The organism is Nostoc sp. ChiSLP03a (assembly GCF_034531215.2).
Classification (GTDB): Bacteria; Cyanobacteriota; Cyanobacteriia; order Cyanobacteriales; family Nostocaceae; genus Nostoc.
This window is the reverse complement of sequence record NZ_JAVRBQ020000060.1, coordinates 38,599-51,670: the sequence shown is the minus strand read 5'-3', so window position 1 is coordinate 51,670 and position 13,072 is coordinate 38,599. Positions and strand designations below refer to the sequence as shown.

Below are 13,072 nucleotides of genomic sequence, written 5' to 3'. Positions count from 1 at the left end.
TGCTAAGACTTTTGGACAAATACTCAGCACTCTCCGATATTTCTAGATTGAAAGGACGTGCCATTGTTTACTTCTAGTTTTGATTCTTTCCCGCCCTTTATTCTACAGTTCTATGCAGCCTCACATAGAATTGGTATTAGGACAGTCAACACCAAAATTCTCACAAATCAAATAGGATTGCTATAGTCTGTTAAGTTTAAATTAGTAAGGTCAACAAGTTCTTAGTAAGCACTTTAGTGTTTACTACGAACTTTTCATTACTAGGTTAGACATTGTACTAAGCACAACTTAGAAATTATTTCCACATCATTTTCACTCTTACTATTTTTACTTAAATCAAAACAGTTTTATTAAAAAATATCGTTTAGACAATCGCAGTTTTAACCACTCGTACTGCCTCCTCTAGCAGAATAAAGTTTTACACCTGACTGAATCCGCCTGACTGAGTCGATAATTATGCAATCGTTTTGCAGTCAAATTAATCGTCAAGATCAGAGGAGAGTTTTGCGATCGCTCGTGCGATCGTTGTGTAACACGTTTACAGATGAGAAGCGGCTGATGTTGTATTGTTATGTAACCTTGTAATAATGGACAAACTGTGATTTTTACTCTCTTTGAGTTGTAATTTGGCAGAAAAGCAAACGCTCTAGCTGTTGACAGTATAAAATAAACGGCAAATTAAGCGTGGACGCATTAGTGTAGCGCACCGTATCCCTACGGGAAAGCAAGCTACGCCAAGCGTCTTGCAGAGAAGCTATCGCCACTTCCAGATTTTAATTGTCACAGTTACTCCCAGATTCTGCTAATTCTTGTTAACTTAAAAGGATGCTAATCAATGCCGAACTCCTACTGCAATACCAACGCTGTAAACGCCGACCTTTTCTAGATATCCACGGTGACAAAAGTCAGCGCGATGCTCCCAATGAGTTGCTACGGAAACTGCAACAGGACAAAATCGCTCATCAGTTGAGTGCTTTGGCACAGATGACTTATTACCAACCAGATTATTCTTATGGAAACTGGGAAAAGGGAGAGAAAGGAACTTTAGAATTGATGCAGCGTGGGGTTGAGTACATCTATAAAGGAGTACTGTTAGCAACTTATTCGGAAGCAGACACCCTGCTAAGTCGTCCAGATTTACTTGTGAAACAGCCGGGACAATCAAATTTTGGAGATTGGATCTACGTCCCAGCTAGTATTGAACTGGGTAAGCGCCCTAAACAAGAATATCAAGTTGTCGCTGCATTTCATGCCCAAGTGTTGGCAACAGTGCAGGGAGTTGCACCTGAAACAGCTTTGCTCATATTGCGAACTAAAAATACAAATTATGCAGTGGATCTGTGCAAATGGACACCACGGATGCAGCAGATTTTGGAAGAGTTTATTCAAGTATTAAAGTCACCGAATCCGCCAGAGGTATTTATTTCTCGCCAAAAGTGCAATTTTTGCCATTGGTATACTCAATGTTATGCGATCGCTCAATCTGAAAAACATCTCTCACTACTACCAGGTGTAACACCCCTTCGCTACACTCAACTCCAAGCCTTAGACATTACCACACTGGAATCTCTTGTTAACACCAGTCCCAGCAGCTTAGAAAAGTTACTTGGTTTTGACACCGAAGTAGCGCCCAAATTGGTAGTACAAGCTCAATCTGCACTAGAAAAACGACCGTTGATTTTACCATATCCACTACCAACAGAAGATATTACATTTACAGCGCCTATAGAGATTTATTTTGATATTGAAGCCCAGCCAGACTTAGATTTAGATTATCTTTTAGGGGTTTTGGTTGTTAATAGACAAACTAATACAGAACAATTTTATTCATTTTTAGCTGATAAACCAGAAGACGAAGAATTAGTTTGGCAGCAATTTTTGGATTTGGTTTGGCAATATCCCGAAGCGCCAATTTATCATTTTTGTGTCTACGAGTTTGATACAGTCAAACGGTTGGCAAAACTTTACGGCACTCCACATTCTTTAGTGCGTCCTGTACTGAATCGATTTGTGGATGTGTATGAACAATTAACCCAAAGTGTAGCATTGCCCGTAGAAAGCTATGCCTTGAAAGCGATCGCTCGTTGGATAGGATTTGAGTGGCGTGATAAAGAAGCCAGTGGTGCCAAGTGTATTTACTGGTACGATAAATGGTTAGAAACAGGCGATCGCACTTTACTAGAAATTATCCAACGCTACAACGAAGATGACTGCCGCGCTACCCATAAAGTGAAAGATTGGCTTGTCAACTTTTTCCAAAGTGAGTATGATTTACGATTAGCTTAAGTAATTTATTATTTTTTAAAGGTTTTCAAATTCAAATACTTTTTGATAAGTCTAAGTAAAAGAAACACCTACTCAGACTTGTCATCAAGTTAAAAAAACATGATTTGTCGGAATTTTCAGGTTTGTATCTGTTAAATTATTTATTTAATTGATATTATTTGTAGGGATGTATAAATGTTTGTTACTAAAAATATTTATTTGATAAAAATTATGCAGAGTTTTAAAAAAATCTTCGTATTTCCACGAATTATTTACTTGTTGATTCCAATTATAATTATTAGCTTTGTATTCACCAACTTTTCTTCAAATAGTGTTGAAATTAGTAGTATAGATTTTATTGGAGAAGCAACCTTACAGAAAAGTTTAATATTTAAAGAAACTGAAGTAGGAGGTTTATCGGGAATTACATATAATGCCAAAAACAACCTTTATTACGCTATTTCAGATGACCGGGGACAAAAGGCTGCCGCTCGTTTCTACACATTAAAAATCGATTTGAGCAAAGGTTTGCTAGAAAAAGATGGAATTATTCCAGTCAGCGTTACTACATTATTAAATGAAAATGGTCAAATATTTCGTCCTGGTGAAACTGATACAGAAGGTATTGCATTAACTAATAAAGCAACTGTGTTTGTATCTTCTGAAGGCGATGCTGCAAAATTAATTAATCCTTTTATTAAAGAGTTCTCACTATCTTCTGGCAGAGAAATTGCAACACTTTCTATACCAAACAAATTTTTACCAGATAAAACTAATCAAAAAGGTATCCGCAACAATTTGGCTTTTGAAAGCCTCACCATCACACCCGATAATAAGCATCTATTTACAGCCACCGAAAATGCTCTAATTCAAGATGGTGTCGTAGCGAAACCTAATATTGGTACTTCTTGCAGAATTTTACAATACAACTTGCTCAACAAGCAACCTGAAAAAGAATTTCTTTACCAAACTGAACCAGTTACACCATTTTTAAATCTAATTGGCAAATTCGCTAGTGGATTACCCGATTTACTCGCTCTTGATAATCAAGGACATTTATTAAGTTTAGAAAGGTCTTTTACTGGTTTAGGATTTGCTATTTCTCTGTTTCAGGTTTCCTTAGAAGAAGCCAATGATATTCATAATATTGATAGTCTTTTAGCCGTTGACTCCAAAAATATTAAACCAGTTAAGAAAAAACTGCTGTTAGATTTGAGAAAACTAGATGTACTGCTAGACAACATCGAAGGCTTAACTCTTGGTCCAAAACTACCGAATGGTCAACAATCATTAATTCTCATCAGTGATAATAATTTTAACTCCCTACAACGCACCCAGATACTAGCCTTTCAATTTAAAGTTGAAAATCCCCTCATTAGATTATTACGCCGGGTACTCCCAAATTTTAAGCTTTAATTGCACATAGATAAAGGTGCTTAGGCGCAGCCCGTCATAAACATTGCAACTTGACTGCTATTTAGTTATTTCTGATTATTCCTGTGTATTCACTGAATATACTAGGTAACTTTATCTAGGTGATTTATAGTTTACGTGTAATTTCTCAACCGTACTCCTTAATAAATATGTTACACAATGTTTAGTAGCTTTTGCAGAGGGCTTAAGCATATTTACAGCATATAATTAATTTTCTCAAAATTCGGACATCTCTTAGATTTAAATTTAATAATTAGCTAGACTTATTAAAGTATTTTGCCAATAACATTTTTTATAAATGATTTTTATGCCAGAAAATAAAATTGATAGTATGGTAGGGCAAAAGGCAGAAATAGACGATTACATCGGACATTTTTTAAACAATCGCTATTTAATCAGAGATTTGATTGGCAAAGGGGGGATGGGTAGAGTTTATCTAGCAGAAGATACTGCTAAAGGCGGTATGCCGATCGCAATCAAAATCTTATCACTTAGTTTGTCAAACCAACAAATGTCCCAACGTTTTGCCAGAGAGATTTTTATTGGCGCTCAATTGGGTCGCAAAAGTAAACATATTGTTCGCATTTTAAGTTATGGAGTTACTGAAGATAAAACTCCATTTTATGTAATGGAATGTCTCCAAGGGAAAAATCTCAAACAAATTCTGAACATTCAGCCCTTAACAATATCGAAGTTTTTAGAAATTTGTAATCAAATTTGTTTTGGCTTACAATGTGCCCATCAAGGTATTAGTCTTAAAGGAGAGATTTACCCTATTGTTCATAGAGATATTAAACCAGAAAATATATTTATTGCTGAAGATAGTAAAAAAGGTGAAATTGTTAAAATCCTAGATTTTGGTATTGCTAAGTTTTTAACAGAGCGAAGTGGAATGACACTAACAGATTCTTTTATTGGCAGTTTGCCTTACTGTTCTCCGGAACATATGGAAGGGCGTAAACTGCTAGATGTCCGCTCTGATATTTATAGTTTAGGAGTATTAATGTTTGAAATGCTGACAGGTAAACACCCATTTCAAACAAAAAGTAACTCCTTTGGTACTTGGTATCAAGCCCATCGCTTTCAAATGCCACCTACAGTTGAAGAAGTAAATCCGCAAGTTAAAATACCAGAAATATTAGAAAAAATATTAATGACTTGTTTAGCTAAAGAAGTAAGCGATCGCCCTCAGAATATCAACCAAATATTAGAAGATTTAGAAAAAGTTAGTCTTCAAGTTAATAATATTATTCCTAGCAATAGCACAGACATTATTAAAGTTTCGCTTCCAGTTCAATTAGTACCCGCAACTTTACTATCAGAAAAAGAGTGCTTGCAGAAAAATTGGCCTAAAAATAAACCAATTGCACCAATTGGTTTTCCCCATTTACTACAGACTTCTCAAAGACCTATACCAACTTTTTGGGCAATGTTGCCCAAACAAGAGATTGCAAAATTTTTGGATAAAATACATAGTACTGAATTTATTAGTAAAATGAATGTATATCCGATGCTAATGTGGTTAACAGTGCTATATGACGCCCAACCTTCTACGACTAAGTGGCTACCTTATTTTCTGGATTTAAAAGATAACAAGAGTCAAAATATAGCACGTAGTTTAGCAGAAGTAGGCTACTATCATTTACTATTTTTCCCCTTAGAAGAGCCAACTCATTGCTCTCATGTAACGACTTTAAATCTCACGGCTAAACAGCGTCAGCAACTTTTAGATTGGTTAAATATGAGTCAACAGTCAAATGAATTAATTTTGCCCGATCAAGCCAAAAATATTCTAAAAGCAGAGTACGAAAAGCTGAAGTTAGACATATTACGAAACTTAGCCACACATCAAAAATCTGAGACAGAAGTTTTAAAAACTTGGATAAATAAATTTTTAGAAATGTTTTTGAAAATGCTATTACGTCGTTGAAATTTTGCTAGTAAAATCAAAATCCTTGCCACCATTAACTAATAATATTTTTATGTGTTTATTGCTAACTTTCAATGGACTCAGCATCAAAGGTGAACAAAGTGAATCAGAGCTTATTTACATCTCCCAGTAGTACGGGCTTGCTTGCCAATCGTTATCAACTCAAGCAATTAATTGGCAGCGGTGGCATGGGTGAAGTTTTTTTAGCAAATGATGTTTTGTTAGGAGGTATACCAGTTGCTATCAAGTTTTTGACTCAAACTGTTGTTAATACCAAAATGCAACAAGACTTTGCTCGTGAAGCTTTAATGAGTGCAGCCTTGAGTCAAAAGAGCGTACATATAGTGCGGGCGTATGATTATGGTGTGAATGAGAAAGGAAAACCATACTACGTCATGGAATATTTATGTGGTAAGAGTTTAAAGGATTTAATTCCGCTATCTCTGCCCATGTTTTTGACTCTCTCTCGCCAAATTTGTTTGGGCTTACAGTGTGCTCATCAAGGAATTAACATTGATGGCAAAATTTGTCCGTTGGTTCATCGAGATATCAAGCCCGCTAATATATTAGTTATTCCCGATCCGATATTGGGCCAGTTAGTTAAAATTCTTGATTTTGGTATTGCTAGATTTTTGAATTATGCATCAACAGCTAGTACAAGTAGCGGATTTAATGGCACTTTACCCTACTGTTCTCCAGAACAGCTAGATGGAGAAAAATTAGATAGTCGCTCTGATATTTATAGTCTGGGTGTGATGATGTTTGAGATGCTTACAGGCAAAAAACCTTGGCAAACAGAAACTGATTACTTTGGCGCTTGGTATAAAGCACATCATTTTGAAGCACCAAAAACGATCGCAGATGTTAAACCTACTATTAAAATACCTCAGAAGTTAAATAATTTAATTATGGCTTGTTTGACTAAAAAAGCAAGCGATCGCCCTCAAAATATCGCTGAAATTTTACAAGTTTTAAACAGTCTAGAACAGTCTAATTGTCCTACTTTACCTACAAAATTCACCTTTAAGTCTCCCTTAAATTCTGCATTACCAATCACTGTAGAACAAAGCTATCGGCAACTTTTGTGGCCTCAAAATAAACCAATTCAAGAAATTGTTTTTCCCCAGCTTCTAGACACTCCCCAAGGATCTATAACAGCGCTATGGTTGATGTTATCTAAACAAGAAATTAAAAACTATGCGGTTTCTACCCGTTATAACCAGTTTGTCTTTGTAACATCCCCTCACCCAATGTTGTTGTGGGTAACTGTACTCTATAATCAACAATTCGCTCCGAAGTGGCTACCGTGCTACTTAGATATGCAAAATCCCCAAAATCTCAGAATGGTAAGTTTACTGGCTGAAAATGAACAATATCCTTTGATTTTCTTTACTCTGGAAGCACCACATTCCTGCATCAAGGTTCTCAGCAGTCGCATTGAGCCAACTCAGCGGCAGATGTTAAAAACTTGGGTGCAACAAAGCCATAGGCTACTACCCACTTCTCAACCCCAATTGAGCAAACAGCTATTGAAACAGCAGTATAAACAAATGCAATCCCGAATATTGCAACATCTGGAATCAGAGCCACAGGTTGTGTTATCGCGGTCTGTTTAACGTATAATTTGCATCTTGGAGATACGCAACAAAAATCATTACTAATTCCTGACTCCGAAACACTTGACAAGTAGAAAAAAAATAGTGATAATAGCAAAGTTGCCAAACAAGGGACTGTAGTTCAATTGGTTAGAGCACCGCCCTGTCACGGCGGAAGTTGCGGGTTCGAGCCCCGTCAGTCCCGTTCTAAATTTATGAGTAGCAAATCACTTAACTTAGGTGATATTAGATTCTGAATTACCCAAAGAGGTTGACTCAGGATTCAGGATTTAAATATAAGCTACATTTATCATGCTTTGCGAAAGAGAGAATTAACTGTGACTGTTAGAGTCCGTATTGCGCCGAGTCCAACCGGAAATTTACATATTGGTACAGCTAGAACTGCTGTATTCAACTGGTTATTTGCCCGTCACCACGACGGTAAATTTATACTGCGAATAGAAGATACAGATTTAGAGCGATCGCGTCCCGAATACACCGACAATATTCTGGAAGGATTGCGTTGGCTAGGACTGAACTGGGATGAAGGGCCATTTTTCCAATCCCAACGCCTGGATATTTATAAAGAAGCAGTGCAAAAATTGCTAGAGCGAGGATTAGCTTATCGCTGCTACACCAGTTCTGAAGAATTAGAAGCGCTCCGAGAAGCCCAAAAAGCTCGAGGCGAAGCACCTCGCTATGACAACCGTCACCGCAACCTCACCCCAGAACAACGCGCCGCTTTTGAAGCAGAAGGTCGTTCTTCTGTAATTCGTTTCAAAATCGAAGACGAGCAGGAAATTGTCTGGAACGACCTAGTAAGGGGAAAAATGTCTTGGCGAGGTAGTGATTTAGGTGGTGATATGGTCATCGCCCGCGCCTCAGAAGAGGGTAGCGGTCAACCTTTATACAACTTTGTTGTTGTAGTGGATGACATCGATATGCAAATTACCCACGTCATCCGGGGAGAAGACCACATCGCCAACACTGCCAAACAAATTCTGTTGTATGAAGCGATGGGTGCAAAAATTCCAGAGTTTTCGCACACGCCGTTGATTTTGAATATGGAAGGGCGCAAGCTTTCTAAGCGGGATGGCGTCACTTCCATTTCTGAATTTCAGAAAATGGGCTTTACTGCTGAAGGCTTGGTAAATTACATGACATTGCTGGGTTGGTCGCCACCAGACTCGACACAAGAAATATTTACCTTAGAAACAGCAGCTAAAGAATTTGGCTTTGAACGTGTAAATAAAGCAGGTGCAAAGTTTGACTGGGACAAGCTGGATTGGTTGAACAGTCAGTATATCCACAATACGCCAGTAGATAAACTCACAGATTTACTCATCCCCTTTTGGGAAGCGGCTGGCTATAAATTTGATGGTGGACGCGAGCGCTCCTGGTTAGAACAGCTAGTAACTTTAATTAGCCAGAGTTTGACTCGCCTGGTAGATGCAGTACCTCAAAGCCAACTGTTTTTTAACGACACAGTTGAATTTAGCGATGAAGGCAGTACACAATTAAAGCAAGAAGGTTCTACTGCTGTTCTAGAAGCGATTGTCACAGCTTTAGAAAATCAGCCGCAACTGTCAGAAGCCGCCGCCCAGGAGATTATTAAACAAGTTGTCAAAGAGCAGAAAGTCAAAAAAGGCTTAGTGATGCGATCGCTTAGAGCAGCTTTAACTGGAGATGTTCATGGCCCCGACTTAATCCAATCTTGGTTACTACTAAATCAGATTGGTTTAGATAAACCGCGCTTGAGTCGGGCTATAACGGAAGCTAAGTAGCGATTACTTGCAGATTTTAGAAATATTTTAGATTTTAGGGGCGCACGTTTGTGTGCCCCTATCCATAAGGTAGAGCAACTATAAGAACAAGAAATTATTGACTAATTACTAATGAATTATCCCCAATTCTAAATCTAAAATAGTTAGTCAATTATCCTCATGTTGGGAACTTGGTGTGTAAAATTCATGTCTTCAAAAACACTTAGAAGCGAACGTAATTACAATGCCGACAAAAGCGCTCAATAGAGGGATGAGATTATCGTTCATGATAGTTACGCTCTTCATCACATCAACAGTTAATGCTGCGGTTGATGCTCAGGAAGCGCCAACGATATTTGGAGATGTCACCATTAGCCCTCAGTTTTCGCCAGACCCTCTGACAGTTCGCGGGATGAGTGGTGGCTCAATATCTGGGAGTCAAGTAGGTGGGAGAAGCGAAACAGCTACTGGCCCTTGTACTGGATTTGTGGATGAAACACCAGACCACACATTAGCGTTAACAAGTAAATTTGACTACCTGAAGTTGCAAGTGCAAAGTCCTGAAGACACCACAATGATTATTAAAGGGCCCGGTGGTACTTGGTGTAATGACGATTTTGATGGCAAAAATGCTGGCATTGTTGGTGAATGGCTAGCTGGAAGTTACCAAATTTGGGTTGGTTCTTACGAAAAAGGCAAGTATCTTCCTTACACTCTAAAAATTACAGAAGTAAAGTAGGGCATGGGGCATGGGGCATGGAGAAGAGACAAGGTAGACAAGGAAGAGGGGGAGATAAAGGAGAGGCTTGTTCAATAGACCTCTAGCAAAAGTGCTTTTTGCAAGAGAGGGGAAAAGGGTAAAGGTTAAAGGGGAAAGGGAAAATAACAAACCTTTCCCCCTTTCCCTTTCCCCTTTTCCCGACAAATGCCAAGAAGTCTAATAATTCCCCCTTGTCTCCCCAGTCCCCAGTCTCCACAATCATTATTGAGAGCGGCTTGAACGATACAAGGAGCATTCTGGAGAAATTTTCTCTGTCTTTGCATCCCGTTGCGCTCCCTTTTCTCGTGCGATATTGTATTAAAATTAAGTTAACTTTGATTAAGATTCTTGTTGGCATCGCCATAATGCTCTAATTGCCTTATGGCAGTGCATCTAAGAGATCGAATTAAACAAAATGGATTTATAAACATCCGTTTAACAGCTTAAAGTGACAGAGTGATTGAACTTAGGTTACTAGAGCTAACGAGTTGTATAGGCATCTAGAGGCAAATTAAAATGAAATTCTCTTGGAAAGTCGTAGCACTCTGGACGTTGCCGGCTTTGGTAATTGGCTTTTTCTTCTGGCAAGGGGCGTTTGCAGGCGCACCTGTTGACATGAGTAAGAATACAGCTAATACCCGCATGACTTACGGTCGCTTTCTAGAATACTTGGACAGTGATCGCGTCAACAGTGTGGATCTTTACGAAGGCGGTAGGACAGCAATTATAGAAGCCCGCGATCCAGACCTGGAAAATCATGTCCAAAGGTGGCGCGTGGATTTGCCTATTAACGCTCCTGAGTTAATTAGCAAGCTCAAAGAGAAAGCCATTAGTTTTGATGCTCACCCCATGCGGAATGATGGCGCAATTTGGGGATTGTTGGGCAATCTCATTTTTCCAGTTTTATTGATTACTGGGCTGTTCTTTTTGTTCCGGCGTTCTAGTAACCTCCCCGGCGGCCCAGGTCAAGCAATGAACTTTGGCAAATCTAAAGCGCGTTTCCAAATGGAGGCAAAAACCGGCGTCAAATTTGACGACGTAGCCGGAATCGAAGAAGCTAAAGAAGAACTACAAGAAGTCGTCACCTTCCTGAAGCAGCCAGAAAGATTTACTGCTGTGGGCGCACGGATTCCTAAGGGAGTGCTGTTAGTTGGGCCTCCTGGAACTGGTAAAACTTTACTCGCAAAAGCGATCGCAGGTGAAGCAGGCGTACCTTTCTTCAGTATTTCCGGTTCGGAATTTGTGGAAATGTTTGTTGGTGTGGGTGCATCCCGCGTCCGCGACTTGTTTAAGAAAGCTAAAGACAACGCCCCCTGTATTATCTTCATCGATGAAATCGACGCCGTAGGACGGCAACGGGGCGCTGGTATCGGTGGCGGTAACGACGAGAGAGAGCAAACCCTCAACCAATTGCTCACCGAAATGGATGGGTTTGAAGGTAACACAGGCATCATTATTATTGCTGCTACCAACCGTCCCGATGTACTAGACTCAGCATTGTTGCGTCCTGGTCGCTTTGACCGCCAAGTAACAGTTGATGCACCCGATATCAAAGGGCGTTTGGAAATCTTACAAGTCCATGCGCGAAATAAGAAACTAGACCCTAGCGTATCTTTAGATGCGATCGCTCGCCGCACTCCTGGATTTACTGGTGCTGACTTAGCCAACTTACTCAACGAAGCAGCAATTCTCACTGCGAGAAGACGCAAAGAAGCCATCACCCTCCGCGAAATTGATGATGCGGTGGATCGGGTAGTTGCAGGGATGGAAGGTACTCCTTTGGTAGACAGCAAGAGCAAGCGCTTAATTGCTTACCACGAAATTGGACACGCCTTAGTGGGGACTTTGTTAAAAGACCATGACCCAGTACAGAAAGTTACTTTAATCCCACGGGGACAAGCACAGGGTTTAACTTGGTTTACACCCAATGAAGAACAGGGGTTAATTTCCCGTTCTCAACTGAAAGCGAGAATTACTGGTGCTTTGGGTGGTCGCGCCGCCGAAGAGGTAATTTTTGGCGCTGCGGAAGTCACAACTGGCGCTGGTGGAGACTTGCAGCAGTTATCGGGAATGGCCCGGCAAATGGTGACTCGGTTTGGGATGTCCGACTTAGGCCCACTGTCATTAGAAAGCCAGCAGGGAGAAGTATTCTTGGGTCGTGACTGGACAACCCGATCTGAGTATTCTGAATCTATTGCTTCCCGCATCGATGGACAAGTCAAAGAAATTGTTGAGCAGTGCTACGACAATGCTAAGAAGATCATCCGTGACCATCGCACTGTCACCGATCGCTTAGTAGATTTGCTCATTGAAAAAGAAACTATTGACGGCGAAGAATTACGCCAGATTGTAGCTGAGTACACTGAAGTACCTGAGAAGCAACAGTACGTACCGCAACTATAATATTTGACTCATTTCCAGATAGTAGCTGGAAATGAGTAAAGTAACAAAAAGTAAAATGAGGATGGCGTATACCATCCTCATTTTTTTGCGTTTTTTCAGTGTTAGAAAGCTTCTAATTTTAAAATTCTCAAAATTTATGAACCCATAAACTCTATAACAAACCTTGTTTTTTCAACTTAGCTAGCGCATCTTCAGCAGCAGCTTTTTCTGCATCTCTTTTATTGCGTCCGTTACCTTCGCCATAAATTTTTTCATCTACCAATACTTTTGCAATGAATTCTGGTGCGTGAGAAGAACCTCCTATTTGTTCTGTGAAATATTTGGGAGGAGTTGGAGTAACGCTGCGTTGCACCCATTCTTGAAAGCGATTTTTGGAGTCTACAAAATTCTTGGAGTTGCTATCAGATTCATGAGGAACAGGTGAGTTTTCAACTATTGCTGAATCAAACAATGGTTCCACAAAATCTCGGACTGAATCAACTCCAGAATCTAGAAAATAAGCACCAATAATGGCTTCAAAAGTGTTACTGAGCAACCTAGATTGTATTCGTCCTCCATCTTTTGCTGCACCCCTACCTAGCCGCATCCATCGACCCAAGTCTAAACTAACAGCAAACTTTGCTAACTGCGGTTTATCTACTAATCGAGAACGTAAAGGTGTTAATTCGCCCTCTTTTTTGTCTGGATAACGACGATATAGATACTCGCCACTCAGGAAATTTAGTAACGCATCACCCAAAAACTCCAGTCGTTCATTATCTTCACCTGAATTAGGGTTTTCATGCATATAGGATGTATGAGTGAGTGCGCAAAGCAAGAGAGATGCATCTTGAAAGGGCAATTGTTTTAGGAGTTCATCTAAGTTTTCTCTTATGCGTGCTTCTTCAGCTTGCTTTGGAGAAAGCATTCGCAGAATTTCTTG

9 protein-coding genes and 1 tRNA gene are annotated in these 13,072 nt (G+C 39.6%); 9 read left to right on the top strand and 1 reads right to left on the bottom strand.

The genetic code is table 11. The features are described from left to right. The first annotated feature begins 456 nt into the window (after positions 1–456). The 9 genes from RMY32_RS10410 to ftsH2 all read left to right on the top strand — a co-directional run bounded on the left by RMY32_RS10410 (position 457) and on the right by ftsH2 (position 12,150). Positions 457–585 carry a hypothetical protein gene (locus tag RMY32_RS10410; protein ID WP_322715060.1) on the top strand — a complete coding sequence of 43 codons (129 nt, stop codon included), beginning with the start codon at positions 457–459 and terminating at the stop codon, positions 583–585. Between the two features lie 240 nt (positions 586–825). Then, positions 826–2,286 carry a TM0106 family RecB-like putative nuclease gene (locus RMY32_RS10405; RefSeq protein WP_322715059.1) on the top strand — a complete coding sequence of 487 codons (1,461 nt, stop codon included), beginning with the start codon at positions 826–828 and terminating at the stop codon, positions 2,284–2,286. A 210-nt stretch (positions 2,287–2,496) separates the two neighbouring features. Beyond that, the gene (locus tag RMY32_RS10400) at positions 2,497–3,681 is read left to right on the top strand and encodes an esterase-like activity of phytase family protein (protein ID WP_322715065.1); all 1,185 of its coding nucleotides are present in this window, start codon (positions 2,497–2,499) and stop codon (positions 3,679–3,681) included. A gap of 325 nt (positions 3,682–4,006) precedes the next feature. Then, complete coding sequence (locus RMY32_RS10395; protein WP_322715058.1) at positions 4,007–5,629, top strand: serine/threonine-protein kinase; 1,623 nt, start codon at positions 4,007–4,009, stop codon at positions 5,627–5,629. 101 nt (positions 5,630–5,730) lie between these two features. Continuing rightward, a complete protein-coding gene (locus RMY32_RS10390) occupies positions 5,731–7,245 on the top strand; it encodes a serine/threonine-protein kinase (RefSeq protein ID WP_322715057.1) in 1,515 nt (504 codons plus the stop codon). A gap of 110 nt (positions 7,246–7,355) precedes the next feature. Further along, positions 7,356–7,429 (top strand) — tRNA-Asp (locus RMY32_RS10385). A gap of 133 nt (positions 7,430–7,562) precedes the next feature. Then, positions 7,563–9,008 carry a glutamate--tRNA ligase gene (gene gltX, locus RMY32_RS10380; protein WP_322715056.1) on the top strand — a complete coding sequence of 482 codons (1,446 nt, stop codon included), beginning with the start codon at positions 7,563–7,565 and terminating at the stop codon, positions 9,006–9,008. A gap of 223 nt (positions 9,009–9,231) precedes the next feature. Beyond that, positions 9,232–9,726 (top strand): hypothetical protein, encoded by a 495-nt coding sequence (locus RMY32_RS10375; RefSeq protein ID WP_322715055.1) that lies wholly within the window; start codon positions 9,232–9,234, stop codon positions 9,724–9,726. A 537-nt stretch (positions 9,727–10,263) separates the two neighbouring features. Continuing rightward, positions 10,264–12,150 carry an ATP-dependent zinc metalloprotease FtsH2 gene (gene ftsH2 / locus RMY32_RS10370; RefSeq protein ID WP_322715054.1) on the top strand — a complete coding sequence of 629 codons (1,887 nt, stop codon included), beginning with the start codon at positions 10,264–10,266 and terminating at the stop codon, positions 12,148–12,150. A 151-nt stretch (positions 12,151–12,301) separates the two neighbouring features. On the opposite strand, the gene rnc is transcribed toward ftsH2, so the two are convergent. Beyond that, a complete protein-coding gene (rnc, locus tag RMY32_RS10365; protein ID WP_409882681.1) occupies positions 12,302–13,057 on the bottom strand; it encodes a ribonuclease III in 756 nt (251 codons plus the stop codon). Between the last annotated feature and the right edge of the window lie 15 nt (positions 13,058–13,072).